Origin of the sequence: Herbinix hemicellulosilytica, from assembly GCF_002904165.1 — a bacterium.
Classification (GTDB): Bacteria; Bacillota; Clostridia; order Lachnospirales; family Lachnospiraceae; genus Mobilitalea; species Mobilitalea hemicellulosilytica.
In genome coordinates this window covers 237,734-264,272 of record NZ_CVTD020000008.1, presented here as the reverse complement: position 1 = coordinate 264,272, position 26,539 = coordinate 237,734, and the positions used below count along the sequence as shown (strand labels likewise).

Sequence of the window (26,539 nt, the reverse complement as noted above, 5' to 3'; positions counted from 1 at the left end):
TAACTCGGCTCGATTTATAAATATAAAAATCAATAAGGTTAAAAGGTAAATGGATCTAATTCAATATCATAGAATGCTTATACTGCGATATTTTACGTTTGCTCACGTATCTTAATTCACTTATAAATCGGGATTTATCAATTTAGTTCATATTTTATGTATCCGGATACGATAGTATATAAAACCCTACCTTTTACTTTTTTCCCATGGAAGGGAGTATTTTTGCCCTTGGACAAAAATTTGTTTTTATCAATTACATATTCAGTTTCGGGATCAACAATCACAACATCGGCTGTAAGCCCTTCACCAATGCAGCCTTTTTCAATGCCTAGGATTTTTGCGGGATTTACGCTCATTTTTTCCACCAGTTGCCTGCAGCTAATAATTCCCGTTGTTACAAGTTCAGTCCATGTTACCGAAAATGCAGTCTCAAGTCCGACAATACCGAAGGGAGCATTTTTCATAGGCCTGCTCTTTTCTTCCTCGGAATGAGGAGCATGGTCCGTAGCAATGATATCCAATATATCATTTTTAAGGGCATTTTTTATTGCTTCCACATCTTTACGTGAACGTAAAGGCGGATTCATCTTATAGTTGGAATCATCTCCCGGTATGTCACTGTCAGACAAAGTAAAATAATGAGGGCAGGTTTCACCGGTAACATTTATGCCAAGTTCTTTGGCTATTTTAAGCATATATGTGCTTCCCTCGGTCGAACAATGGCAAAGATGGAGCTTTGCTCCGGTTTCTTTTGCAAGGATTATATCTCTGGCTACGATAATATCCTCTACACTGTTTGATATCCCCGGAAGCCCCAGCTTCTTCGCTTTATCTCCTTCATTGATAACTCCGTCTTTTGACAATGCCTTGTCCTCACAATGGGCAAAGACTGGGATACCTAATCTTGCTGCCTGTTTTAAAGCCACGGCATAAAGATCCGAATTCATAACCGACTTGCCGTCCTCACTTATGGCTATGGCACCGGCTTTAACCAGTGCAGGTATATCGCTAATCTCCTTACCTTCCTGCCCTAAGGTTATGGCTCCAACCGGAAGGACATTTACAAAAGCATCCTTTGCCTTATCAATAACCGCTTTTATTATTTCTTCACAGTCCATAGGCGGATTGGTATTTGGCATGGCACATATAGTAGTAAAACCTCCTGCTGCAGCAGCCCTGGAACCGCTTAATATATCTTCCTTATATTCATATCCCGGTTCTCTAAGGTGCACATGAAGATCAATAAAGCCCGGCATAACATATTTTCCGGATGCGTCAATAACCCTGTTTGCGGTAATATAATGAACATTCTCCGTAGCTAGGTTTTTTGATACTTTCCATATCATGCCGTCCTTTATTAGGATATCATAATAACCTTCCAAGTTAGATTTAGGATCTATCACATATCCGTTTTTTATTAAAATATTCAAGGAGTATTCTCCTTTCAGCTATTATAAATAAAACTTTATAATACTTTATATTTACATAATTTACATGACTGAAAATATTAGATTTCCTTACCGGCCAGGTAATTTATAAACTGCTGGGCAGTCCTTCCCGATAAACCGCCGTTGTATAATTCCCATCTGTTAGCCTGGGCGATAAGTTCGTCCTCAGAAAGGTAGCTTATACCTTCTCTTGCCGCCAATTCTTTTACAATCTTTATGTATTCGTCCCTGGAGGGAGCCGAATAATTTATGGTAATTCCGAAACGTTGTACCAATGACAATTTTTCTTCTATAGTATCGGACCGGTGGATGTCTTCATTGTATTCCATATCTGACCGGTCTTTCCAGGTTTCCTTAATTAAATGCCTGCGGTTGGATGTGGCATAAATAAGTATGTTGTCCGGCTTGTTTTCCAGACCTCCTTCTATTACCGCCTTAAGATACTTGTATTCTGTTTCAAATTCTTCAAAGGACAAATCGTCCATGTATAAAATAAATTTATAATTCCTGTTTTTTATCTGAGAAATAACTTCGGGAAGTTCCTTAATCTGATGCTTATAAATTTCTATCATTCTAAGGCCCCTGTCGTAGAATTCGTTCAGGATAGCTTTTACCGATGTGGATTTTCCCGTACCGCTGTCACCGTATAATAGGACATTGTTGGCCTTTTTCCCTTCCACAAAAGCTTTTGTATTTTCAACAAGTTTCTGTTTTTGCATCTCATAACCTACCAGATCCGAAAGCCGTACATCCCGGGTGTTAATTATCGGTATTATTTCCAAATCTCCTTTTTCTTTTGATATACGGAAAGCTTTATTAAGGCCAAATTTGCCCACACCATAATCCCTGTAAAAATCGGTGACAATCTTAAAAATTTCATCCTCGTCTTTTGCAGCAGCTATTTTGTCACATATCATTTTTACTTTGTCACTGACATTTTTATTGTATCTGGTGCTGTTCTTCTCTATGGCTTTATAGTTGGTAATTATAGAAAAACAGTTAATACCGAGTTTTTCTTCAAGCCCGGTAAAGTCATAATGAAACAAGTCCTTAAATATTTTAAAGTCCGATTTTGCAAATATATTTACAGTTCCTTCTTTTGACCCCGATTTTTCACAGATAATGCTGAAAGGATTTTCTGTACTTATAAGCAGATAGGCCAGATAATTTTGCCACAGGTTATTATCAAAACCATATACGGTGGCTATATCCAAAAGTTCATTTATAAGAGTGTAAATCCTGGATATGATATTTTCCTTATCAATATGGTTTATCTTTTCTCTGCTTTCAGACAGGTAATCAAATTCCTTGATTACATCAGCCAGTTTTACCAGCAGACAGTTATCACCGAGATTTTTATATACTACCAGTTTGGAAATCAAATTATACATATTATCCCCTCCTATGCCATTAAAGCGAGGACATCCTCTCCCCTTTCGCTTAATAGGGAATTTTGGATACCTCGCTTTTTCTTTTTTACATACGGTCAGGTGCTGTAAATCCCAGAAGATCAATACATGTCAGTAATATTCCCTGTACAAGCGTAATTAAAAGTATTAAGGATGCCTGTCTTTTCTCGTCGTATTCGTCGGATATGATCTTGGTTTCATGATAAAAACTGCTGAATTTATCCGATAATTCATATATATACTGACAAATCCTGTGGGGTGCCATTTCTTCATATGCCCCCTGAATCGTGTCACTAAACTTCGTAATTTGCAGCATCAGATCCCTTTCTGTATCTGACTGGGCTTCCAGTATCTCAAGACCGGGATTTACCGTTTTACCTGTTTCTTTAAATTTCTCAAGTATGGATTTTATTCTTACTATTGTATATAAAATGTAAGGGCCGGTATTACCTTCAAAAGAAGTAAACCTGTCCACATCAAAGATATAATCCTTGGAAATCTGGTTGGACAAATCCCCATACTTAAGGGCTGCAAGTCCTACCTTTTCTGCAACTTTTCTGGCTTCTTCTTCATCCATGGTTCTGTTTTCCATGATTTTGCGGTATACCTCATCGGTAACCATATCAATTAAATATTCAAGACGAAGAACCCCGCCGTCCCTGGTCTTGAATGGTTTGCCGTCTTTGCCGTTCATAGTTCCAAAGCCTATAAATTTAAGCTTTGTATTCTCATTTACCAGCTTGGTCTTTCTTGCACAGCGGAATATGGTTTCAAAATATAAATCCTGCCTTTTATCTGTAATATATATAATCTGATCGGGGTTAAATAGCTCCATCCGTTCTACAATGGTTGCCAAATCGGTCGTATTATACAAGGTGGCTCCGTCGGATTTTAATATCATACAAGGCGGTATTTCTTTGGTATCTGTTTCTTCTTTTACATCAACAACCAAAGCTCCGTCGCTTATTCTTGCATAACCGTTTTCTTTTAAATACTTAACCATATCAGGAATATAAGGCTGGGCATCGCTTTCCTTTTTCCAAAGTTCAAAGGAAACATTAAGCCTTTCATATATCCTTTTTAAATCGGTTACGGATACATCCTGCATATGCTTCCATAAAGCCATGTACCCTCTGTGTCCGTTTTGCATAAGATAGGTAATTTTCTTGGCTTCCTCGCGAAACTCGGGATTTTCTTTGGAATAAGCGCTGGCCGCAGGATATATTTCCTCCAGTTCCGAAAGGGTAAAAGGAGCTTCATCAGGATATTCGCCGGTATAGTTATCGTCAAAGTAAACCAAGTCCGGTTTCCTTCTTTTTAATTCTGCAATTACCAGTCCCATCTGGGTTCCCCAGTCTCCCAGGTGAACATCTCCGATAACCTCATTTCCCATAAACCTGAAAATGCGCTTTAAGCTTTCACCGATTACCGCAGAACGCATATGCCCTACATGAAGGGGTTTTGCAATATTCGGGCCGCCGTAATCAATAATAATTTTCATCGGATTGGGCTCTTTTTCGCATCCGAAATCCTTTTCTTTGCGCATCCCGTTCAAATATCCGGCAAGAAACTCATCGCTTAATGTTATATTTATAAATCCAGGTGCAATAGCAGTTATTTCTTTATAACGGGCATTTTCTTTAAGAATATCTGCAATTTCCTGAGCAATTATAATCGGTGCTTTTTTGTATGCCTTTGCTGCCTGTAATGCCCCGTTACACTGGAATTGGCACAAATCAGGCCTGTTTGACAGAGTAACAAATCCATATTTCTCCTCATATCCTTTCGAAGCAAACGCCTGCTTTACGTCTTCTGATATTAAGTCGACTATTTTCTTCATAGCAACCTCCAACTATTTTAGCTTAAACAATACTTTAACATAGGAAATACCAATTGTCATCTTATTTTTTATATAAAAATCCGCTATACTTTACAAGGGTAAATTGTATATATTTGCATACTTAAACAAAGCTTTTTGAGCAAATTAATTATTTTGTCTTATTTTTATAATTAAAAAAAGAATATTTTCAAATAAAGACTATTTTTTTTATAAAAATTGTTGTATATTATACATATATGGATTTTTAATGTAATAGGTGTAATCATACTCCAGTTCTGATATATAACCTATTATACCAAATCTGAGAACAATCAATGAACGAAAGGAGAAACATCATGTTCGGGCTTTACTTTGGGGAATACCTGTTGGAGAAAAATAAGATTTCTCATTCACAACTGGAAGCAATAATGAAAGAACATACTTCTCGTGCTAAACTTGGGGTTATAGCTGTAGCAGAAAAACTGTTGACGCCCAAACAAGCTGAAGAACTCAATGAGCTTCAAAAGAAAAAAGACAGCCGTTTTGGTGATATAGCTATTGAAAAAGGTTATTTGCTGGCAGAAGAAGTAAATTATTTGCTTACGCTTCAAGGGAACCCTTATTTGAAATTTATACAGTCTCTTATAGACATGAATATAATGAATCTAAATGAAATTGAAGAATGTATAGAGGAATTTAAAAAGGATTACGGCCTAACCGATTTGGAACTTAATGCCTTAAAATCAGGTGATATTGACCAGATAATCCCTGTGTTTATAGATAGTAATATTCCTTTCGCTGATTGCATAGCTTTGGTGATTCGTAATATTATCCGCTTTATAAATAATAATATCATGTTGAAAAAATATTATACGGTAAAAAAATATACCTTCCCATCCGTAGCTTATCAACAGCTTGTAGGAAGCCATGATTTATTTGTCGGTTTGGCAGGTGAAGATGAAGCACTGATTAATATTGCAAGTCCTTTCGCTAAAGAAGAATTTAAGGTTATGAATGAGGAAGCCTTCGACTCGGTTTGCGAATTCTTAAATGTCAGCAACGGATTATACGCCTCCAAAATAATTACAGACGACATACATATTGATATGACACCTCCTCAGTTCGATAAAAACAAAACCATAAAGTCTGACGGTGATATTTACGTGATTCCTATAATAATTAACGGAAAGCAAACTGACTTATTGGTCGTTGTAGATAAAAAGGTTGAAATATGTTAGGAGGGTATTAAAGATGGCAAAAATACTTATCGTTGATGATTCCATTACTTCCAGAAAAATTCTGAAAAATATTCTTATAGAAAACGGCCATGAAGTTATTGGTGAAGCCATAAACGGTAAAGATGCCGTTAGCAAATTCAAAGAATTGCAACCCGACATTACAACAATGGATATTACAATGCCCGTTATGGACGGATTGGAGGCCTTAAGAGAAATAAGAGAAATTGATAAGGATGCCAAAGTAATAATGGTAACAGCAGCAGGCCAAAAATCCAAAATGGTAGATGCACTAAAATACGGAGCCGCAGAATTTCTTACCAAACCTTTTGAAGCAGAACAAATAATAGAGATAATAAACCGGGTACACTAATCAAGTGCACTTGGGTAAATTATAAGGGTATACCGTAACAACTTTAAAACCTATCGGTATACCCCATTTAAATGAATCATTATTCACATCTTAATACTCCTGCTTAACCGGCATAATTATTGCAGCGGCAATGTAAAAAATGATGCCGGCACCTCCGGCCAATGAAAATAGTACCCACAGTAACCTGACTATAGTAGGATCCAAATTTATATACTCCGCAATACCCTGACAAACACCGCAAATCATCTTATTAGTGGCTGAACGATATAATTTTTTAGGTTCCATAAATACCCTCCTTTCAGTATTATGTTACCTTTTAAGGGTGCCTGACACCATGAACAAATTGTTAACAAAGTGTAAACAAACTGTAAACTAATTATTTATGTAGCTTACCGCCTTATAGGGTGTTCTATAATTATATGCCTTTATTGTTATACCTTCTTTTCTGCTGGCAGCACCTATTACTTTACCGTTACCTATATAAAGCGCCACATGATTGATCCTTCCGTTCTTTGTATAAAAAATTAAATCACCCGGTTGAATTTTATCCATTGAAACTCTCTTGCCTGAGTTTGCCTGTGCTCTTGAAGTCCTGGGAATTGAAATACCGAAATTTTTAAATACGGATTGGGTAAAGCCTGAGCAATCCGCTCCTTTAGTCAGGCTTGTTCCTCCCCAAACATAAGGATTCCCTTTAAATTTCAAAGCAAAATTAACTATCCTTTGCCTTAAGGAACTTGTGGCATTGGAACTTGTGGAATTATTTTTTTCTTTCAGTGCTTTTTCCAGTTTAAGCCTTTCCTGCTCCTGTTCGATAGAAACAGCTTTTTTAAAATCCGTCTTTATATCCACATAATCGGAAGACACATAACCTATCTTATCTCCTAAGGATATTTTTATCCAATCTTCATACTCTGCTAAAACTTCAAACCTATCACCCTGGGGAACCTGTGTCACCACAGAAGAATTTATATCTGCCTTCGATCTGACATTTAATGTTCTTGCTTTTACGGTAGCCAGTTTAGTTTTAACCTCATCAGCCAGTTCACATGCTTGTAAACCTGTTATCAAATATTCTGATTTTATGTACCCGGTTACATCACCCGATTTTATTTTAAGCCATTCTCCTTCAATGCCAAGAATTGTAGCAGTACCGTTATTATAAAGCTTCCCCAATATCTTACTGTCTGTACTTGCTTCGCTCCTGATATTTACGTAATTACTTACATTTGCTATTGCCAAATCTTTATATTTAATGATAGGATTAAGAATATCTCCTATTTCCTGATCCTGTATTTTTGCGTTTGTACTGATATCGTCCAATAATACCGTTATACCTGCAACCGGTTCTGTTGATGCATATGCAGTATTTACTCCTCTCATAAATGTCAATGAACCTATCATACAGTAAGCAGCAATCTTATGTACTTTTCTGGTCATATTAAACCTCCATAGGGAATTAGTTTTTAGTACGTATAAATTATTACAAAATTGTTACAAAAATATTATACAATAAACCCGCATTAAATACACCTGGAAATTTCTTCATCATTTCCATAAAGTGGCAGAAGGGGTAATGGTATCAACCCTTCAGGCGAGCTTCAATCCCTTTTAAATAATAAAGTCTTATATAATTATCATGATAACTATATAATTTTTCGTTAGTATATGCTATAATATCCGGGATAAACGGACGATTTAATGTCGGCTGCATAAACATCGTACTACCTTACATTAACGGAGGTTATTATGGCATTAGACGGAATTGTAATTGCAAATATAGTCTATGAATTGCAAAATACCCTTATTGGCGGAAGGATAAACAAAATTTCCCAGCCCGAAAAAGATGAACTTATCATTACAATAAAAGGCCAGGACAGAAATGTGTATAAGCTCTTTCTTTCGGCTGCTGCTGGTATGCCGTTAATATACCTGACCGAAAATACCAAGCCAAATCCTTTAACGGCACCTAATTTTTGCATGCTTCTTCGCAAATATCTGAATAACGGAAAAATACTTGATATAGTCCAGCCTGGTTTGGAACGGATTGTAATGATAAAACTGGAACACCTGGATGAACTCGGAGATCTGAAGGTTAAATATCTGATAATTGAGCTTATGGGCAAACACAGCAATATAATTCTTTGCGATGACCAAATGGTTATAATAGACAGTATCAAGAGAGTTAACCAGTTTATGAGTTCAATCCGTGAAGTTCTTCCGGGCAGGGAATATTTCATTCCTCAAACCGCCGATAAATTAGACCCGTTTAACATAGATTTTGCATCTTTTAGAGAAAATGTTTTATCAAAAGCTCAACCAATCGGAAAAGCCATCTACAGCGGCATAACAGGTATTAGCCCTTTGATAGCCAATGAAATATGCCATCGGGCTTCCCTTGATTCCGGATCTTCAACTTCTGCTCTCAATGAAGATATGGGTTTGCATTTATTTAAAAACTTTGAAAGAATCATTCAATTGGTTAAGGATAAGGAATTCTTTCCTCATATAATTGTCGGTGAAGACGGTCCTGTGGAATTTTCAAGCATTCCACTAACTACTTATTCTGATCCGAAATATGAAATACGAAAATTCACAACCGTTTCCGAAATGCTGGAGGCTTATTATGCCTCAAAAAATGCGGTTTCCGTTATGAAACAGAAATCCGCAGAATTAAGAAAATTAGTCGCCAATGCAATAGAAAGAAGCATAAAAAAATATGACTTACAGCTAAAACAACTGAAAGATACCGAAGACAGGGACAAATATAAAATATACGGGGAACTTATAACAGCTTACGGGTATAATCTGGAACCCGGCGCAAAAGAACTGATTGCTCAAAATTATTATAATAATAATGAAGAAATTCGTATTCCTTTGGACCCCACCATGTCACCTATGGATAATGCCAAACGCTATTTTGAAAAATACAATAAGATGAAGCGGACTTACGAAGCCCTGTCCGAACTTATACAGGAAACCAAAGATGAAATCGATCACTTAAAATCAATTCAAAATGCCCTGGAAATTGCTACAAGCGAAGATGATTTAGCCGATGTTAAACATGAGCTTATGGAATACGGGTATATTAAAAAGAAAAGCGCCGATAAGAAACAGGCATCAAAGAGTTCTTCAAAGAACGGCAAAAGTAAGCCATTTCATTATATCTCATCGGACGGATATCATATTTATGTAGGCAAGAACAATTATCAAAACGAGGAACTGACATTTAAATTGGCGGACAAAAACGATTGGTGGTTCCATGCCAAAAATCAGCCCGGTTCCCATGTGATTGTTAAAAGCGGCGGGGACGAACTTCCGGACAGGACCTTTGAAGAAGCTGCAAAACTAGCTGCCTACTACAGTTCTTTAAAGGATGCCAAAAAAGTGGAAGTCGATTATACTCAGGTAAAAAATATAAAAAAACCTAAAGGCTCAAAGCCCGGTTTTGTCATATATTATACCAATTACTCCATGATAGCGGATACCGATATATCAGGAATACAAAGTATCGGTGAATAGCCGGAAAAACAGACACACCAAGAAAGGAGAACCATATGATAACAGCCGATTTTCATGTCCATTCCGATTTTTCCGCTGACGGAAAAGCCCGGATGGAAGATATGATAACGCAAGCAATAAAATCAGGCCTAAAAACCATATGCTTTACCGACCATATGGATTATGATTATCCAGAAATGTATGGTTTTAAATTTGAATTTGACCCTGAAGATTATTTTAAAACACTGGAATATTTAAAAGAAAAATATAAATCGCAAATAGAGATTCTATTCGGAGTTGAACTGGGATTGCAACCCCAGGTAACCGACTCGATGACAAAGCTCATAAACGCTTATCCCTTTGATTTCATAATCGGATCTATCCACGTGGTGGACCATATGGACCCTTTTTATCCACATTACTGGGAAAAAATAAGTGAAAAAGAAGGTATATATAAATGTTTTAAAGCTATTAAAGAAAGCTGCGAAATGTATCAGGGTTTTCATGTCTGCGGTCATATCGATTATATCATCCGTTATGCCCCAAGCAGCAAAGTAAACTATACGGAATATTCTTATTCCGATTATGCGGATATTATAGATGAGATATTAAAGACACTCTTAAAACATCAAAAAGGAATAGAATTAAATACTTCCGGATATAAATACGGTCTTGGACATCCGCACCCCAAAACCGAGATCTTAAAAAGATATAAAGAGCTGGGCGGTGAAATAATTACCATTGGTTCCGATGCCCACAAGCCAGAACACCTTTGCTATGATTTTGACAGGGCTGAAGCTCTTTTAAAAGAGTTAGGATATAAATATTATACCGTATTTAAAGAAGGCAAGCCCGTAATGGTTAAACTGTAAAAGTAAAAACCATTTTCTTTATAATCTGCTCATTAAACATAAAAGCCGCCTTTTATTCGATACGACTATAATTAAAACAATCCTGTTCTTAATAAATTTAATATGTTTTATTATTCTTTGCCATCTTTTATCTGTAATAAATATTTGCTTCGTTTTCATAATTGTAATTTGAGTAATATACTTCAAAAAATATAAATTTAGCCTGCTAATGAAATAATATCAAATTATATAAGGCTGCCGCAAACAATGTTTGCGACAGCCTTTATCTATTTCTGTACCAAATTCTGACTTTCATTCCTATCTTTTACCCAGGATGGTTCCTCCGCCAACCACATAATCTCCGTCATAAAAGACTGCTGCCTGGCCGGGGGTTACCGCCCTTTGAGGTTCTTCAAAAATACATAACACCTCATCTTTGCCTGTTCTTTTTATGGTACATTTTGCTCCCTGATGGCTGTAGCGGATTTTTGCCGTTACCACCATCTCATCTTCCAAATCTTCTATGGCCATAAAGTTGAGGTTATTGACATAAAAACGATCGGTAAATACATCACCGGCATCTCCAATAACAACCTCATTGGTCTCTGGCCTTAGTTCCATTACAAATACAGGCCTTCCCAAGGCTAGATTCAATCCTTTTCTTTGCCCGATCGTATAATGGGCAAGTCCTTTATGCTGTCCCAGTATATTTCCTTTGGTATCTACAAAGTTACCGGGCGTAAAACCATATCCGGCTTTATCCATTTCACTTAAATATTGTCTTCTTTTTTCCTCTATTATTTTTCTGTTTTCTTCATCGTCCAGATACTCTTTTATAAACTGGGCATAATCGTTATTGGCAACAAAACAGATTTCCTGGCTGTCCGGCTTATTTGCAACGGGAAGATTTAATTCAGCGGCTATAGCCCGTATTTCATCTTTGGTATACGCTCCGACAGGCATAAGGGTGTGTTCAAGCTGAAATTGAGTCAGATTGTATAAAGCATAAGTTTGATCCTTGGCTGCGGTCACGGATTTCTTTACGGCAAATCTGCCGTTTTTAAGCTTTTCTATGGTCGCATAATGACCCGTAGCAATATAATCCGCACCGATTGACAAAGATCGGGTAAGCAGTGCTTCCCATTTGACAAATCTGTTACATGCGATACAAGGGTTAGGTGTCCTTGCCATAACATATTCCGACACAAAATAATCTATTACCGCTTCCTTAAATTCTTTTCTGAAATTCATTACATAGTGCGGAATATTAAGGACCGAAGCCACTCTTCTTGCATCTTCAACCGCACTTAAGCCACAGCAGCCGCCGCTTTCAGATATGGTGCAGACATCTTCGTCCTGCCATATCTGCATTGTAACACCTATGACATCATATCCCTGTTTTTTTAAAAGGTATGCTGCCACGGAGGAATCTACCCCTCCGGACATCCCAACAACTACTTTCTGCATTAGTAACTCCAATCTAACTTATGTTTAATAATCCTGCTTGTCCTCTTCCTCATCTTCATGGATATCACTTTTAGGTTTTCTTAAACCTTCAATCTTAATGCCTTTTTTCTCGGCATAATCCCACAAAGCGGCATGAATTGCTTCCTCAGCCAGCAGTGAGCAATGAACTTTTACCGGCGGCAGCCCATCCAGTGCCTCCATAACCGCCTTATTTGTAACCTTCAAGGCTTCTTCAATGGTCTTTCCCTTTATCAGTTCGGTTGCCATACTGCTGGTGGCTACAGCTGCCCCGCAGCCGAAAGTTTTAAATTTAACGTCACGGATAACACCGTTATCATCTATATCAAGATACATTCTCATTATATCACCGCACTTGGCGTTTCCAACGGTTCCTACACCGCTGGGATTTTCTATTTCGCCCATATTTCTGGGATTTGTAAAATGATCCATAACTTTTTTCGTATACATAGCTTTTCCTCCGTTATTTAATTAAGCATTCAATGACAATTACTCCAGTTATCAACGCTTATTTTATAAATGTTAAATCATGCAATATAATATGCTTTCTATTATTTCTTTGTCTGAAATAAATTTGTATCTTAATTTATTAATTCCGGTTTATATTTTTTCACACCGGATTTTATTTTTTCCTAAGAAATATTTTAATTATATTATCTTGCACTGCTGCGGATAAAATCTTCATAAAGAGGAGACATCTGTCGCAGCTTATAGACAATTTCTTTTATTTTTTCTACCGTATAGTCGATATCTTCATAAGTAATCTCATCATTTAAAGTCAATCGAAGTGAACCGTGGGCAATTTCATGAGGCAGCCCTATCGCCAAAAGGACATGGGAAGGATCCAATGATCCGGATGTGCATGCCGATCCGCTGGAAGCACAGATATTGTTCATATCCAGCATAATCAGTAGTGATTCACCCTCAATAAACTGAAAACTGAAATTGGCATTATTGGGTAACCTCTTTGTTCTGTGCCCATTAAGCCTGGTATACGGAACCTCGGCAAGAATCCGTTTGATAAGATAATCTCTAAGTTCCGTTTCCTTTTTTGTTCTTTCCTTCATATTGGCCATGGCAATTTCAACAGCCTTGCCAAATCCGACTATATAAGGTACATTTTCGGTACCTGCTCTTCTGCCGCGTTCCTGAGCTCCTCCATGAATAAAGGAACCGATTCTTACCCCTTTTCTGATATACAAAAATCCGATTCCTTTCGGACCGTTAACTTTGTGAGCACTGGCACTAAGTAAGTCTACACCCAGTTCATTTACGTCTATATCAACCTGACAGAATGCCTGTACCGCATCCGTATGGAAAATAATGTTATGTTTTTTGGCAATTTGGCCGATCTCTTTAATCGGCTGGATTGTCCCTATCTCATTATTTGCAAACATTATAGAAATTAAAATTGTATCAGGCCTGATGGCTTTTTCCAACTGATCCAATTTAACGCATCCAAATTCATCAACGTCTATATAAGTTACCTCAAAACCTCTTTTTTTCTGCAAATACTCACAGGTATGCAATACCGCATGATGTTCAATTTTAGAAGTTATAATATGTTTTCCTTTATTTTCAAAAGCTTCTGCTGTAGCTATAAGAGCCCAGTTATCGGCTTCTGTACCGCTGCCGGTGAAATATATCTCGTTGGTTTCGGCACCGATAGCTTTTGCGATAATCGACCTTGCATCATCTATTGCCTTTTTATTTTGCATGGCAAATTCATAAATACTGGAAGGATTGCCAAACATTTCACTAAAATAAGGTAGCATAGCTTCAACAACTTCAGGTCTGGTTCTTGTAGTAGCCGCATTATCAAGGTATATCTTCTTTTCCATGTGGTCATCTCCTAAATATAAGATTTTTATAAGATAAACGAATATATCTAAATCCGCTTATCGAAATATTCAGCATGTCTGTTTAGTTTTATTTGCTTCAGCAATACCAGCCTCTTTTTGAATTTCTTTACTTTTTTCAACCAAATCGGAGAGCTTAATACCGTCAACAGCGTCATTTATACTATCAGTTATACGCTTCCAAACATATTTTGTTACACAGGTATCCGAATTAATACATGGTGTATCCCCACTATTTAATTCGGAACAATCCACCGGAATTAAGTCTCCTTCCAAAGCCCTCAATATATCTCCTACCGATATTTCTTCCGGAGGCATTGCCAGTACATAACCACCCTGTGCTCCACGGATTCCCTGAACAATACCAGATTTTTTTAGTTTTGCTATCAATTGCTCCAGATAGTTCATGGAAATACCCTGCCTTTCGGCAATTTCGCTAAGTGAAACTGCCTCATTGCCGGTATTGACAGCCAAGTCAAGTACTGCCCTTAATCCGTATCTTCCCCTGGTAGTTAATTTCATAATATAACCTCCTGCTAAGCATGTGCCGCAGTCAGTCACTGCGCTTACATTTAACTATGATAATAGGCAGATTAAATAATCTGCAAATATTCTTATAAAATATATTCACATAAAAATAATATTTAATTCCTACTAAATTAATTCCTATTAAAATACTCGGATTTAATATATCACTTGATAATTAATTTGTCAATAAGAAAACTTCACAAAAAATTCCTTTTTTAAATTAGGTTATTTTATGTTACTAAGATTCCTTCTATTTATACATAAGTTGTTAATCATTCAAATATATTTATAAAGAACTTGACTGACAGGAGTACCTAATGTCGAAAAATAGGATATCAATAAACAGTATCAAAAAAATCGGAAAAAGAAATATTCTGATGGGAACTTTAATTCTTACCCTGGCAGGCTTTATAACCAGAGTTATAGGATTTTTTTATAAAATATTTTTATCTAAAATAATGGGTGCGGAATGGCTGGGCATTTATCAATTGGTATTTCCCGTTTACGGAATTGCATTTACCATATATGCTACAGGCATTCAGACCTCCATATCCAGACTGGTTGCGGCCGAAATGGGAAAAAGAAACCATAAAAATATCAGTAAAATATTAAAAATCGGTATGCTGCTTTCCGTATCGATTGCATCTTTTTTGTCCCTTCTTTTATATAAATTTTCTGATGCAGTTGCTTATCATTTCCTTCTGGAGCCGCGCAGTGCATCATCCCTAAGAATTTTGTCGGCTGTTTTTCCGTTTTGCGCTGTAACCTCTTCAATAAACGGTTATTATTACGGTTTAAAAAAAGCCGGAGTTCCGGCTTCTACACAACTGGTTGAGCAAATAATCAGAGTTATAGTTGTATATATTGCTGCTTATACTATCGGAAATGAGAATCAAAAAGTCACTTGCGAAATGGCGGTTTTGGGTCTCGTAATAGGAGAAATGATTTCGGGCCTTTATAATTTTGTTTCGTTATTTATTACAAAACCCCCGAAAAAAATGCTGTATCCGGAGCCGGACAGATATGCAAAGGCTGATAAGAGTAAGACAATACTAAAAAATTTACTGGTACTAAGCATCCCTTTATCGACAAACCGCCTGCTTATCAATATCCTTCACAGCATAGAATCAGTACTTATACCTGCTATGTTAAGAAGATCCGGGTTAAGTACCGAACAGGCCTTAAGTACATATGGTACTTTGACCGGAATGTCAATGCCTTTTATAATGTTTCCAACTGCCTTGATTAATGCTCTTGCCGTTCTTCTTCTTCCTACGGTATCCGAAGCACAGGCTATGGAAAATGAATATCTTATCGGTAAAACATCTTCCGTATCTATAAAATACAGTTTTCTCATCGGCATATTAAGTACCGGCGTTTTCCTTATTTTCGGTGAAAACCTGGGACTAAGCGTATTTAACAACAAAGAATCCGGAAGATATCTGATTACACTAGCCTGGCTTTGCCCGTTAATCTATCTTACAACCACACTGGGAAGTATAATTAACGGTCTTGGCAAAGCCCATATTACATTTATTAATTCCGTAACCGGAACCTTAATAAAAATAGCTTTAACCGTAATTTTGGTACCAAAACAAGGTATCAACGGCTACCTGATTGCTTTGCTATTAGGCCAGCTGATAGTAACCTTTATGGATTCTTATTTTATAATCCGTAATGTCCGCCTGCAGTTTGATGCGGTAAACAGTTTGCTTAAACCTGGTATAATTGTAGCTATGGCAGGATTTTTGATAAAAAGTATTTATGAATATTTTTATAAAATAACGCAGATCCATCAGACAGTATTCCTGCTTTCTTTCTGCCTGATGTTCTGCGTCATCTGTACCATATTATTCGTTATAACAAGAACAATTTCTAAAACAGATTTCAGGTAATCGCTTTATGGAACATATAACTGTTCTTTCCTTTGTTTTTTACATAATACAATGCTTTATCGGCACTCTGTATAAGTTGTTCATAATGAAGTCCGTCATCGGGATACATTGCAATACCTATACTTCCTGATATACTAATGGTAAATTCATCGTCAGTATAGGTTGTATTAAGAACGTTGATTATAGTATTAACCTTACGGACAATCTCATCGTCGCTTTCTACATAGCCAATAAATATTACGAATTCATCTCCACCTATCCTGCCTATTATTTCGCCTTCTGTAAATGCATTTTTAATTTTACCTATAACATATGTAAGCACCCTGTCGCCTAATAAATGTCCGTAAGTATCATTGACTTTCTTAAAATCATCAAAGTCTATGAATAAAAGGGCATGCCTGCCGTTCTTATTGCCTTTAATATATTTTTCAATCTTCTTAATTGTAATTTCCCTGTTATAGACTCCGGTCAAAGGGTCTCTGGTAGCTTTATATTCCAATGCATCCAGTTCCCGCTTTTGATAATCAACATTAACCAGCTTCCCTATAACCATATTGGGTTTTTTATCTTCATCATAAATGGTTTTACCCATTATCTGGCACCATATATAATCGTTATGATATCTCTTTATGCGTAATTCTGCCGATACAAACTCTTGGCCTTTGGCCAGCTTCGTACAAAAATCTATAAATAATCCGAAATCATCGGGATGGACATAATCATTGCGTTTAAAACAATCCTTAGCAAAATTATGAATTACAGGGTCCCTTCCGAATAAATACTTGTACCTGTCAGAATAAACCATCATATCGGTATCTATAAAATATTCAAATAGAATATCATTTGAAAGTTCTGCAGCAATTCTGTAGCGTTCCCTGTCCATTCTAAGCATTTCCTGCATTTTTTTCTGCTCGGTTATATCAACAAAAACAGCCGAAATAGACGGTCTGCCGTCTTTGGCAACACCGCAGTTTCCGTTCATAAGGCAGTAAATTACAAACCCGTCTTTCTTAACTAAACGCACTTCCGAATTAATGGAGGAGCTTTCATTATTATTTATTTTATTTACAAAGACATCTCTGTCTTTTGAATAAACAAAATCTATAAGACCGGTATTATTTTCAATCTTGTCCTCTTTCTTTGAATAACCTAAAAGCTCATAAAATCCCTTGCTTGCGTATTGAATATTACACGAATCACCGGGAATAAATTGAACCAGGCCGGCACGTATGTTGTTTGCTATATTCTTAAGTTCATTTGCCGATTTTGCAATCTTTCTCTCAAACCTATATTTAAAAATAAGATAAAGTAGAGTACAACAACACGCCGATGCAATTACAGATACCATGAATAAATTAAAATTGCTTTGTAATATTTTAAATAATCCCATCATATTTCCCCCATCATAGTTGAAAATGTGTTGAATTACAAGTTATACTTCCCCCAAATTGTTATGCAAATAATGTTCTGTCATCGGCATATTTAATTTAATTCGTATGGAGTAACCTGATATACATAATAGTTTAACCAATTTGTATACAAAGCATTGGAATGGGCTCTCCAAACCAAATCAGGACGATTATCCGGACAATTTTCGGGATAATAATTGACCGGCAAATCTATATCAAGTCCCCTGTCAATATCCCTTCTGTACTCTTTATCCAAAGAAAACCTGTCGTATTCAGGATGTCCCATAACATAAATCTGCTTTCCGTCCTGAGCCATTACAATAAATACTCCGGCCTCCTCCGATTCAGCCAATATCTCCAAATCTTCATATTTTAGAATATCTTCCTTATCAACTGTTGTATGCCTGGAATGTGGTGCATAGAAAATATCGTCAAAGCCCCGGACCAAAGGTTCCCTGCGTTTTAAAACCCGGTGTTTAAATATGCCAAACATTTTCCTGTCTAACTTTCTTTTCTGAATGCCATAATGGTGATACAATCCTGCCTGCGCACCCCAGCAAATATGAAAAGTAGATGTTACATTTGTTTTTGACCATTCCATTATATCTACCAGTTCATCCCAATATGTCACTTCTTCAAATTCCATTAACTCAACAGGGGCTCCTGTGATAATAAGTCCGTCAAATTTGCGATTACATACATCCTTATATGTCAGATAAAACTGATCCAGATGACTGGTGGGGGTATTTTTACCAACGTATGTACCCGTTGTCAGAAATGTAATATCCACTTGCAAAGGTGTATTGGAAAGACTGCGCAGCAACTGAACTTCTGTTTCCTGTTTGTTAGGCATTAAATTCAATATAGCAATCTGAAGCGGACGAATATCCTGATGCAATGCCCTGTATTCGTCCATAATAAATATATTTTCTTCTTCTAAAATCCTTTTTGCGGGTAAATCGCTTTGTACTTTGATAGGCATGATTAATCACCAACTTTATACAAATTTAAAATAACAAAACAAATAATAACATGATTATTAGAATAAATCAACAGTTTAGGATTCATGTTTTTCTTTTTTTATCAAAATATAAATATTTTCTGAATATTCTTTAATTTTCGATCCAATAATCGTCAATAATATCTATTTTAAAGGTACATATAATAACGGAAATTCTTTATTCAACCAATTTAAAAAATTCATCTTCCGTAATAACTTTTACTCCCAGCTCTTGTGCTTTTGTTAATTTGCTTCCGGCATTTTCACCGGCAATAACATAATCCGTCTTTTTGGATACACTGCCGGAAACTTTTCCTCCGTGTTTTCTGATCTGCTCTTCCATCTGGCTTCTTCCCATAGACGGTAAGGTTCCTGTTATAACAAAAGTCAAGCCGGATAATTTGCCGTCAGTATCAGCCATATCATCTGCTGCTTCAAAATTCACCCCGGCCTGCTCAAGCCTAGATAAAATATCTATATTTACAGGATTGGCGAAAAATTCTATTACAGCTTTAGCGCTTATATCACCCATGTCTTTTACGGCTATCAGTTCATCATAAGTAGCCTCTTTAAGCTTATGGATTGATTTAAAATGGTTCATAAGCGAAATCGCTGCCTGCGGTCCGATATTTCTGATGCCAAGCCCCGTAATAAGACGGTCTATTGAATTATTTTTGCTGTCTTCAATAGCTTTAAGCAGCTTATCGGTATTTTTTTCTTTGCCTATAAGGCCTTTTTCAATCATCTCATCTCTGTACTTATAAATATAGTAAATATCTGCAATATCCTTAACATACCCTTCCCTGATAAGCGCTTCAACATATGCTTCACCAAACCCTTTTATATCCATAGCGTTCCTGCCTACAAAATGAAGGATTCGCTGAGTAAGCTGGGCCGGACAATTTAAATTGTTGCACCTTATATCAGCAGTATTTTCCTCTCTGCTTGCGGGTCCGCCGCAGGAAGGGCATATCATGGGTATTTTAAAAGGTACTGCATTTTCCGGACGTTTTTCTTTTACTACGGAAACTACCTCAGGTATAATTTCGCCTGCTTTTCTTACAATAATGGTATCTCCTATTCTTACATCAAGTTCATCTATCCTGTCCTGATTATGAAGGGTTGCCCTTTCAACAGTAGTTCCGCACAAACGGATCGGGTCAAAGATAGCAGTCGGCGTTATTCTTCCTGTCCTTCCTACGGAAAGGCGGATTTCCTTAACTACTGTTTCTTTCTCTTCGGGCGGATATTTGTATGCTACCGCCCATCTTGGTACTTTTGAAGTAGCTCCGAAATACTCCCTGTCAGCCAGGTTATTTACCTTTACAACCGCACCGTCAATTTCATAGGCAAATTTCCCCCTGGAATCGCCGATTTGACAAATAGCTTCCCATACTTCATCCGCCGTTTTGCAAACCTTATAGTCCTCTATAACTTTAAATCCCTGCTTCTTTAGCCATTCCAAACTTTCGGAATGATTTGCAAATTCAATTCCCCGAACATCCTGGACATTGAATACAAACAAAGAGAGCTTGCGCTCCTTTACCACCTGGGGGTCCAGTTGCCTTAAAGTACCTGCTGCACAGTTTCTCGGATTAGCAAACAACTTTTTTCCTTCAGCTTCCAGTTTTTCATTTACCGCTTCGAAGTCTTCGGTTTTCATGTAAACTTCTCCACGGACCTCCAGATAAGGTACGGGATCTTTCAAGGTAAATACTGCATCTTTTATCATTCTTATATTCTCTGTAACATCTTCACCGTAATTTATTCCGTCACCTCTTGTTATTCCCTGAACAAATTTTCCGTCCTGGTATCTTAAGGATACCGACAAACCGTCAATTTTTCTTTCTACAACAAATTCCGTATCCTTCCTGTCTTTTAAAATTCTATCAACAAAACTGTATACCTCTTCTTTTGAAAAAACGTCCTGCAAACTAAGCATAGGAACATTGTGTTTAACCAAGACCCCGGCTTCCCTTTTAGCAGTTCCTCCTACTTTCTGTGTCGGTGAATCAGCACTTTTATACTCAGGGTATTCTTCTTCCAGTTTTCTAAGTCTTAAAGTCAATTGATCATATTCAAAGTCCGATATCTCCGGATCATCCTGGTTATAATACCGGTCATTATGATATTCTATAAGTTTTCTTAACTCTTCAATCTCTTTCTTAATGTCAGACATAGCTTATTCACCTTTCTTTATTATGCGTTTTAATTCTTTAAGTTCTTCTCCGGTTACGTATCTCCAGGCACCTGTCTTAAGATTTCCCAGTGTAATGTTCATTATTCGTACTCTTACCAGCTTTGTTACCCTATATCCCAGGTATTCACACATTCGCCTTATCTGTCTGTTTAGGCCTTGAGTAAGGATAATCCGAAATGTGTTTTTATTAATAACTGTAACTTTGCAGGGTTTTGTTACCGTATTAAGTATAGGAACTCCTTCAGACATGCTGGTAACAAACTCCTTTGTTATTTCCTTATTTACCGTAACAATATATTCTTTTTCATGGCCATATCTGGACCTCAATATCCCGTTTACTATACTCCCGTCATTTGTAAGTAGTATCAAACCTTCGGAGTCTTTGTCAAGCCTGCCGACAGGATAAATTCTAATAGGAAAATTTAAGTAATCTACAATATTATTCGGCTCCCTCGAATCGGTAGTGCATACAATGCCCCTAGGTTTGTTAAAGGCTATTAAAATCTTATTTTCCGTAATACCTACCGGTTTGCCGCAAAAGGTGACTTTACTGTTAGGATATACTTTTGAGCCTAACGTTGCAGGCTTTCCGTCAATCGTTACTTTACCTTCGGCAATAAGCCTGTCCGCTTCCCTTCTTGAACAAACTCCGGCATCGCTTAAAAATTTGTTTATTCTAATTCCTTCGGATTCAATTTTGCTTCTGTCCATATTACCTGCTCTTTCCGATAATCAGTATATAACAGATTTGCATATGAGTATTTTAAAATATATGAAAATAATTATAATTCCTATAACTAACTTCCTATATATGGTTCGAAAGTAATTATATATTATTTTATATTATTAGTCTACTTCAATTAATGAATAAACTATCCATATAAAAAGCTGTTTCAAAATTTTTAAGGAAGAAGACTATCCCTTCAAATTTTGAAACAGCTTATTATTAATTAATATAATTTACTTAATTGCTCTGTCCCTGATTATTATCAGTTTTTTTTGCCAGCTCATCAAGAGCATTCCAAAACAGCATCAGGTCTTCGTCTTTTGCTTTTGCTTCTTCACTTCGTTTATTAGTCATATCTATTAATTCCAGAACATCCTCATCATCATTTCTGGCATTGAAATATTCTTCAACATCCGGCTCCATTTCACTGGCTATTTTAAAATTACCGTTTGCATCGGTTATTACATAAAACTTAGACAGACCGGGAGCCAAAGTATTAATGCTTGAAAATTTTATTTCATGGTATGCATATACAATATAAGCTCCGTCTTCTATACTTTTCTTCGTATAGGTTTTTATATTTTTATATTCTTCAATATATTGTACCATTGACTGAAGCTGCTCTCTTGTTTCTACCTTGGAGGGATCTGCATAAAGGGTTTTAAGTTTATCTACGTCGCAGGCTGTTTTTGCAACGTAAAATTCTTCAATAAATTCATCCATACCTTCAACCTCTTCCAGGGGGTATACAGGTACCGGAGTAGGTGTAGGAGAAGGTGATAGAAGCGCTGACATTGCAGAAATACCGGCTTCTTCTGTTCCTTCTATAGCAGCCATTGTCATCGTTTCGCTGTTATTATCCGATATTTCACCGTTAATTCTTACCTCATCAGGATTTTCATTTTCAAAATTATCGGCTTCAATTCTTGCCGTATTATTTAATTGTCCCTCAGTTTTGGGACCGTTTTGACTTATCGATAATGTTAACAACCCAATACCCATTGTGCTTAAAGATGTTAACAAAATTATTTTCTTATATTTTAGTTTCATGGCTTCTCCTCATAGTCTAAGTCATTTTTATAGCCCGATAAATTATTTATATACTTATTGCTACTGGTATTTTAGCAAAACGATTACATAAAGTCAAGCTTTATTTAACTTTTATGTAATACATTTAACATATTTGTAACAATTTTGATTGATTTAAAACTTTACATTATATTCTTTCTAGTATATAATGTTCACGTTAAGTCTTTCCTTAAATCAGGCAATAAATATTGATCAAATGAATATATTATATCAGTCATGGAGATATAACCTCAAGACAAATTTAAGTTTACTAAGCTTGTTTTTGCGTTACAATATATATGTATGCTAAGCGTATAATCTCCATGAGCAATATAAATAACTTTTGGTTAAACATTAAAACATGCACCTGTGGCTCAGTGGATAGAGCGTTCGCCTCCGGAGCGAAAGGCCGCTGGTTCGAATCCAGTCAGGTGCATTTTTTATTTGCGATTTAATTTCTGCCGTATAGCTGTGTTAAATAATCATGAAATTGCTTTTAGAATTAATATCTATATCCAATCAGGCTGTTTAGGCAAATTTTAAAAGCTAATTTACTTTCAATATTCAATCTGTTCCAAATATAATCCACAGGCTTCAGCCATTAAACCTGTTTCTTTTCTTTCCTTGGATTCTATGATAGCTGGTATATCTTCCGCCTTTTTTAAACCTAATCCTACTTCAATCAGTGTTCCGACCATCTTTCGCACCATGTTATATAAAAATCCGTCGCCGCATATACGGATATTGACAAAGCCGTCCTCTTCATTAATTTCAACGGAAAATATTTTTCTTACCATTGACTTCTTTTTGGATTTGGCATTGGAATATGCCGTAAAATCGTGTTCACCCAAAAAGAACCTGCCAGCATTTCTCATCTCTTCCAGATTTAATTTTTTCTCCACATGCATGCTGTACTTTCTCATGAATGGGTTGGGATATTCCCTGTTCCAAATCTTATATAAATAAGTCTTTGATTTAGCATTATAACGGGCATGAAACCTGTCATGAACTATTTCCACGTTTGTTACGCTTATATCTTTAGGTAAATACCGTATAAAGTAATCCTTGATTTCTTTTTCAGTAAAATACTTGTCGGTCTTAAAATTTGCCACCTGATGCAAAGCATGCACACCAGCATCGGTCCTGCTGCATCCGGTTATCTCTGTATCCTTTCCTACAAGCTGAGTAATAACCTTTTCCAATTTCCCCTGTATGGTATTTTCATCATTCCCAAGCTTTTGCCAGCCCTTATAGCGTCCGCCGTCATATTGTATAGTCAGCCTGTAATTTGGCATATTTTATCCTCCTGTACAAATTTTGCCTGATAATTATAACACACTTCATGTTCCAATACCAATATATAGGATTAAATAGTCTCTTTAATTATTCTCTGATACTGATGACTTTACCTATAAAAAGAATTGTATCAGTAACATCATCATTGATTATAAGACCAGTCATTGATGATATCTGTTGCTGTTGGATCGGTAAAATCCAAATTTTCGGCAACATTATCTGCTTTTTATCATTATACATATAAAGAACAGGTTTTAAAACTGCTTAATGAACTAACTGTATATTAGTAATAATTAACTATTAAACTATTTCGTAAAACGCAATAAAATGATACAATGTACTATAATAATTATACCGTTTTATTTTAGACACAATTTGCTAAAGAAAGCAGGTATACCATGAAATATATAGTTATTGACCTCGAATTCAATCAAGACCCTGATTCGTTAATTAATTCGGAAATTATAAAAAGAACGGATTCCGATTTGAATAATCCTTCCCCAAAAATCAGGTATCCTTATGAAATCATCCAAATCGGTGCGGTAAAGCTTGATGAGAATTTGCGACCGGAAACTACTTTTAACCGCTATGTAAAACCTACTATTTATGGGTCTATCACTCCTCATATCACCGACCTTACCGGTATTACTTTAGAAAGGCTTGAAACGGAAGAGACATTCGAAAAAGTATATGATGAATTTACAGAATTTATGGAAGATAAAGAAAACATCCTATGCGTATGGGGGATTATTGACATTAAGACTCTTTATAAGAATGTAAAATACCATAATCTTGATGAAAATTTATTACCGAAAAAATACATTAACATTCAGCCCTATACTTCGGTTTATCTCGGACAGTCAAAGAAAAGGCCGCTTAACTTAAAATACTGCGCAGAAGCTTTGGGTATTGAAATTAATTCCACTTTCCATGATGCCCTGCATGATGCGATGTATACTGCAGAAATTTTTAGGAAGATATTTAATTCCACAATAAAACCGGATCTGTATTTACCTTCAACAGAAAAATCCGTGGAGGAAAAACCGAAAAGTCAACCCAGGATGGTTTTGAATTTTCCGAAATTAATTGCCCAGTTTGAAAAAATGTTTAAAAGAGAAATGACAGACGAAGAAAAAGAAATTATCCGGCTTGCCTACCATATGGGCAAAACCGGACAGTTTTGGGAAATGGATAATAATTATAATAATTCAAATGATTAACTTTACTCAGGAATTTTAGTCATTTTAAGAATTTCAATCATATGGCCTATATTGCCCTCACCGGCAAATACATTCATATCAAAGAAATCATGAGACATATCCAGCCAGTAAAGAGGATGCTTTTCGCTACGAAGTTCTACCTCTTTTTTAAGTACTCCGACATACACTTCCATCCTTATTTGCTGAAAATGCCAAATATAGTCCATAAAAGGATACAATGTTATATCATTTTTTGATATACCGGTTTCCTCATATAATTCGCGATAGGCGGCATGAAGGGAGTCTTCCCCTTCTTCTAATTTGCCGCCTACGAAATTATAAAGGCCTTTATAAGGATCGTTCATTCTTTTGCAAAACAATACACGGTCTCTTTCCTTATTTAAAACGATTATGCAATTGAAACTCTCCATCTTATTACCTCAGCTTATCCAATAATTCTCTCTCTCAATATTCCACTTGCCGTTGTCCATTTCGGCATTAACTTCCCATCCGACTGCTCCCAGTCCGCTTCGCCATTTTTCGATGGAACAGGTGATTTTATTTTTATCCCTGTCAATTTCAATATCTTTAAGTCCAATCAAAACTCCGGTTTCAAAATACAGATTTTTCTTGTCAATCAATCCCTGCTCGGCTAATTCATCAAATGTCCCCTGAATAATTTCAAGTCCATATTCCTTTTTTGCCATAGCCAAGAGAGTTTCGATTTCGGCTTTTGACAAAAGTTCTGTATTTCCGAAATCAAAAGCTATCATTGTAATATTGCTATTTAAACCTGGGTCCTCTTTATAGATGTCGTCTATCATTAAAAAGAACCCGTCAATAATATGATTATGTCCTATTGATTCAATTTTGTCTGCGGTTATTTGGGCAGGATAAGATTCTGCAATAATGCCGTCATAGAATATTTTAATCCTGTCACCCGGTTTAACTGCCTCCGGCATTTCTTTGACCTTAGACAGTCCTACGGATATTTTATCGGCAGACTTAAATTCCGTACTTTCTTCATCGGGATATACCAGCAATCTTTCTCCCGAATCTATGACATTCGCTTCAAAAATCTGATATTCATTACCGCTTTCGTCTTTATCAATATCTAAAGTTGCACTCTTTGAACACCCGCCTAAAACGATGCCAAACATAATTGCCAGGAAAATAACAAATGTTATTTTTCTCATATTAATCCTCCTTTTATTTAGCTGGATATTATAAATATTTA

General features: G+C 36.3%; 23 protein-coding genes and 1 tRNA gene. 7 read left to right on the top strand and 17 right to left on the bottom strand.

What is annotated here, in order from left to right; all coding sequences use genetic code 11:
- Positions 1–137 precede the first annotated feature (137 nt).
- From HHT355_RS02205 to argS, 3 genes are all read right to left on the bottom strand, one after another.
- On the bottom strand, positions 138–1,430 hold the full coding sequence (locus HHT355_RS02205) for a dihydroorotase (protein WP_103201818.1): 1,293 nt from the start codon (positions 1,428–1,430) through the stop codon (positions 138–140).
- Between the two features lie 77 nt (positions 1,431–1,507).
- A complete protein-coding gene (locus tag HHT355_RS02200) occupies positions 1,508–2,839 on the bottom strand; it encodes an ATP-binding protein (RefSeq protein ID WP_103201817.1) in 1,332 nt (443 codons plus the stop codon).
- A gap of 85 nt (positions 2,840–2,924) precedes the next feature.
- Positions 2,925–4,697, bottom strand: coding sequence for an arginine--tRNA ligase (gene argS, locus HHT355_RS02195; RefSeq protein ID WP_103201816.1), 1,773 nt, complete (start codon positions 4,695–4,697; stop codon positions 2,925–2,927).
- 314 nt (positions 4,698–5,011) lie between these two features.
- On the opposite strand from argS, the gene HHT355_RS02190 reads away from it, so the two are divergent.
- On the top strand, positions 5,012–5,914 hold the full coding sequence (locus HHT355_RS02190; protein ID WP_103201815.1) for a chemotaxis protein CheX: 903 nt from the start codon (positions 5,012–5,014) through the stop codon (positions 5,912–5,914).
- Positions 5,915–5,927: 13 nt separating this feature from the next.
- Positions 5,928–6,284, top strand: coding sequence for a response regulator (locus tag HHT355_RS02185; protein WP_103201814.1), 357 nt, complete (start codon positions 5,928–5,930; stop codon positions 6,282–6,284).
- Positions 6,285–6,374: 90 nt separating this feature from the next.
- Here the strand turns inward: HHT355_RS02185 and HHT355_RS02180 are convergent, their stop codons facing one another.
- Together HHT355_RS02180 and HHT355_RS02175 are read right to left on the bottom strand one after the other, a co-directional pair.
- Complete coding sequence (locus HHT355_RS02180) at positions 6,375–6,569, bottom strand: PspC domain-containing protein (RefSeq protein ID WP_103201813.1); 195 nt, start codon at positions 6,567–6,569, stop codon at positions 6,375–6,377.
- 87 nt (positions 6,570–6,656) lie between these two features.
- A complete protein-coding gene (locus tag HHT355_RS02175) occupies positions 6,657–7,724 on the bottom strand; it encodes a C40 family peptidase (protein WP_103201812.1) in 1,068 nt (355 codons plus the stop codon).
- 309 nt (positions 7,725–8,033) lie between these two features.
- Between HHT355_RS02175 and HHT355_RS02170 the strand changes: the two genes are divergently transcribed.
- Together HHT355_RS02170 and HHT355_RS02165 are read left to right on the top strand one after the other, a co-directional pair.
- Positions 8,034–9,806, top strand: a complete 1,773-nt coding sequence (locus tag HHT355_RS02170) for an Rqc2 family fibronectin-binding protein (protein ID WP_103201811.1) — start codon at positions 8,034–8,036, stop codon at positions 9,804–9,806.
- Between the two features lie 35 nt (positions 9,807–9,841).
- Positions 9,842–10,657 carry a histidinol-phosphatase HisJ family protein gene (locus tag HHT355_RS02165; protein WP_330403349.1) on the top strand — a complete coding sequence of 272 codons (816 nt, stop codon included), beginning with the start codon at positions 9,842–9,844 and terminating at the stop codon, positions 10,655–10,657.
- A 297-nt stretch (positions 10,658–10,954) separates the two neighbouring features.
- On the opposite strand, the gene mnmA is transcribed toward HHT355_RS02165, so the two are convergent.
- The 4 genes from mnmA to HHT355_RS02145 form a co-directional block, all read right to left on the bottom strand.
- A complete protein-coding gene (gene mnmA / locus HHT355_RS02160) occupies positions 10,955–12,103 on the bottom strand; it encodes a tRNA 2-thiouridine(34) synthase MnmA (protein ID WP_103201810.1) in 1,149 nt (382 codons plus the stop codon).
- 24 nt (positions 12,104–12,127) lie between these two features.
- On the bottom strand, positions 12,128–12,571 hold the full coding sequence (gene nifU, locus HHT355_RS02155; RefSeq protein WP_103201809.1) for a Fe-S cluster assembly scaffold protein NifU: 444 nt from the start codon (positions 12,569–12,571) through the stop codon (positions 12,128–12,130).
- A gap of 203 nt (positions 12,572–12,774) precedes the next feature.
- Positions 12,775–13,962 (bottom strand): cysteine desulfurase NifS, encoded by a 1,188-nt coding sequence (gene nifS / locus HHT355_RS02150; protein ID WP_103201808.1) that lies wholly within the window; start codon positions 13,960–13,962, stop codon positions 12,775–12,777.
- A gap of 69 nt (positions 13,963–14,031) precedes the next feature.
- The gene (locus HHT355_RS02145; RefSeq protein ID WP_103201807.1) at positions 14,032–14,502 is read right to left on the bottom strand and encodes an RrF2 family transcriptional regulator; all 471 of its coding nucleotides are present in this window, start codon (positions 14,500–14,502) and stop codon (positions 14,032–14,034) included.
- Between the two features lie 323 nt (positions 14,503–14,825).
- Here HHT355_RS02145 and HHT355_RS02140 point away from each other — a divergent pair, with 323 nt between their 5' ends.
- Positions 14,826–16,403, top strand: a complete 1,578-nt coding sequence (locus tag HHT355_RS02140; RefSeq protein WP_103201806.1) for a putative polysaccharide biosynthesis protein — start codon at positions 14,826–14,828, stop codon at positions 16,401–16,403.
- On the opposite strand, the gene HHT355_RS02135 is transcribed toward HHT355_RS02140, so the two are convergent.
- From HHT355_RS02135 to HHT355_RS02115, 5 genes are all read right to left on the bottom strand, one after another.
- On the bottom strand, positions 16,396–17,793 hold the full coding sequence (locus HHT355_RS02135; RefSeq protein ID WP_158245863.1) for a sensor domain-containing diguanylate cyclase: 1,398 nt from the start codon (positions 17,791–17,793) through the stop codon (positions 16,396–16,398). The two genes, HHT355_RS02140 and HHT355_RS02135, sit on opposite strands and share 8 nt — an antisense overlap.
- Before the next feature lie 92 nt (positions 17,794–17,885).
- Positions 17,886–18,794 carry a homoserine O-acetyltransferase MetA gene (gene metA, locus HHT355_RS02130; protein ID WP_103201804.1) on the bottom strand — a complete coding sequence of 303 codons (909 nt, stop codon included), beginning with the start codon at positions 18,792–18,794 and terminating at the stop codon, positions 17,886–17,888.
- A gap of 196 nt (positions 18,795–18,990) precedes the next feature.
- On the bottom strand, positions 18,991–20,991 hold the full coding sequence (ligA, locus tag HHT355_RS02125; protein WP_103201803.1) for an NAD-dependent DNA ligase LigA: 2,001 nt from the start codon (positions 20,989–20,991) through the stop codon (positions 18,991–18,993).
- Between the two features lie 3 nt (positions 20,992–20,994).
- Positions 20,995–21,723 (bottom strand): pseudouridine synthase, encoded by a 729-nt coding sequence (locus HHT355_RS02120; RefSeq protein WP_103201802.1) that lies wholly within the window; start codon positions 21,721–21,723, stop codon positions 20,995–20,997.
- 253 nt (positions 21,724–21,976) lie between these two features.
- Positions 21,977–22,789 carry a hypothetical protein gene (locus tag HHT355_RS02115; protein ID WP_103201801.1) on the bottom strand — a complete coding sequence of 271 codons (813 nt, stop codon included), beginning with the start codon at positions 22,787–22,789 and terminating at the stop codon, positions 21,977–21,979.
- 381 nt (positions 22,790–23,170) lie between these two features.
- On the opposite strand from HHT355_RS02115, the gene HHT355_RS02110 reads away from it, so the two are divergent.
- Positions 23,171–23,243, top strand: a tRNA-Arg gene (locus HHT355_RS02110).
- A gap of 121 nt (positions 23,244–23,364) precedes the next feature.
- Here HHT355_RS02110 and truA read toward each other — a convergent pair.
- Positions 23,365–24,102 (bottom strand): tRNA pseudouridine(38-40) synthase TruA, encoded by a 738-nt coding sequence (truA, locus tag HHT355_RS02105; protein ID WP_103201800.1) that lies wholly within the window; start codon positions 24,100–24,102, stop codon positions 23,365–23,367.
- Between the two features lie 399 nt (positions 24,103–24,501).
- On the opposite strand from truA, the gene HHT355_RS02100 reads away from it, so the two are divergent.
- Positions 24,502–25,323, top strand: a complete 822-nt coding sequence (locus HHT355_RS02100; protein WP_103201799.1) for a 3'-5' exonuclease — start codon at positions 24,502–24,504, stop codon at positions 25,321–25,323.
- 2 nt (positions 25,324–25,325) lie between these two features.
- On the opposite strand, the gene HHT355_RS02095 is transcribed toward HHT355_RS02100, so the two are convergent.
- Positions 25,326–25,733 carry an NUDIX hydrolase gene (locus HHT355_RS02095; RefSeq protein ID WP_103201798.1) on the bottom strand — a complete coding sequence of 136 codons (408 nt, stop codon included), beginning with the start codon at positions 25,731–25,733 and terminating at the stop codon, positions 25,326–25,328.
- Positions 25,734–25,742: 9 nt separating this feature from the next.
- Positions 25,743–26,498 carry a DUF3221 domain-containing protein gene (locus tag HHT355_RS02090; protein WP_103201797.1) on the bottom strand — a complete coding sequence of 252 codons (756 nt, stop codon included), beginning with the start codon at positions 26,496–26,498 and terminating at the stop codon, positions 25,743–25,745.
- Between the last annotated feature and the right edge of the window lie 41 nt (positions 26,499–26,539).

Bases quoted from the DNA above. Each gene is read 5' to 3' on its own strand.
- HHT355_RS02170 (WP_103201811.1), top strand. From the start codon at position 8,034: ATGGCATTAGACGGAATTGTAATTGCAAATATAGTCTATGAATTGCAA.
- HHT355_RS02145 (WP_103201807.1), bottom strand. From the start codon at position 14,502: ATGAAATTAACTACCAGGGGAAGATACGGATTAAGGGCAGTACTTGAC.
- argS (WP_103201816.1), bottom strand. From the start codon at position 4,697: ATGAAGAAAATAGTCGACTTAATATCAGAAGACGTAAAGCAGGCGTTT.
- metA (WP_103201804.1), bottom strand. From the start codon at position 18,794: ATGCCTATCAAAGTACAAAGCGATTTACCCGCAAAAAGGATTTTAGAA.
- nifS (WP_103201808.1), bottom strand. From the start codon at position 13,962: ATGGAAAAGAAGATATACCTTGATAATGCGGCTACTACAAGAACCAGA.
- HHT355_RS02180 (WP_103201813.1), bottom strand. From the start codon at position 6,569: ATGGAACCTAAAAAATTATATCGTTCAGCCACTAATAAGATGATTTGC.
- HHT355_RS02095 (WP_103201798.1), bottom strand. From the start codon at position 25,733: ATGGAGAGTTTCAATTGCATAATCGTTTTAAATAAGGAAAGAGACCGT.
- HHT355_RS02100 (WP_103201799.1), top strand. From the start codon at position 24,502: ATGAAATATATAGTTATTGACCTCGAATTCAATCAAGACCCTGATTCG.
- truA (WP_103201800.1), bottom strand. From the start codon at position 24,102: ATGCCAAATTACAGGCTGACTATACAATATGACGGCGGACGCTATAAG.
- HHT355_RS02140 (WP_103201806.1), top strand. From the start codon at position 14,826: ATGTCGAAAAATAGGATATCAATAAACAGTATCAAAAAAATCGGAAAA.
- HHT355_RS02165 (WP_330403349.1), top strand. From the start codon at position 9,842: ATGATAACAGCCGATTTTCATGTCCATTCCGATTTTTCCGCTGACGGA.
- HHT355_RS02090 (WP_103201797.1), bottom strand. From the start codon at position 26,498: ATGAGAAAAATAACATTTGTTATTTTCCTGGCAATTATGTTTGGCATC.
- HHT355_RS02120 (WP_103201802.1), bottom strand. From the start codon at position 21,723: ATGGACAGAAGCAAAATTGAATCCGAAGGAATTAGAATAAACAAATTT.
- ligA (WP_103201803.1), bottom strand. From the start codon at position 20,991: ATGTCTGACATTAAGAAAGAGATTGAAGAGTTAAGAAAACTTATAGAA.
- HHT355_RS02115 (WP_103201801.1), bottom strand. From the start codon at position 22,789: ATGAAACTAAAATATAAGAAAATAATTTTGTTAACATCTTTAAGCACA.
- nifU (WP_103201809.1), bottom strand. From the start codon at position 12,571: ATGTATACGAAAAAAGTTATGGATCATTTTACAAATCCCAGAAATATG.
- HHT355_RS02185 (WP_103201814.1), top strand. From the start codon at position 5,928: ATGGCAAAAATACTTATCGTTGATGATTCCATTACTTCCAGAAAAATT.
- mnmA (WP_103201810.1), bottom strand. From the start codon at position 12,103: ATGCAGAAAGTAGTTGTTGGGATGTCCGGAGGGGTAGATTCCTCCGTG.
- HHT355_RS02175 (WP_103201812.1), bottom strand. From the start codon at position 7,724: ATGACCAGAAAAGTACATAAGATTGCTGCTTACTGTATGATAGGTTCA.
- HHT355_RS02200 (WP_103201817.1), bottom strand. From the start codon at position 2,839: ATGTATAATTTGATTTCCAAACTGGTAGTATATAAAAATCTCGGTGAT.
- HHT355_RS02190 (WP_103201815.1), top strand. From the start codon at position 5,012: ATGAACGAAAGGAGAAACATCATGTTCGGGCTTTACTTTGGGGAATAC.
- HHT355_RS02135 (WP_158245863.1), bottom strand. From the start codon at position 17,793: ATGGGATTATTTAAAATATTACAAAGCAATTTTAATTTATTCATGGTA.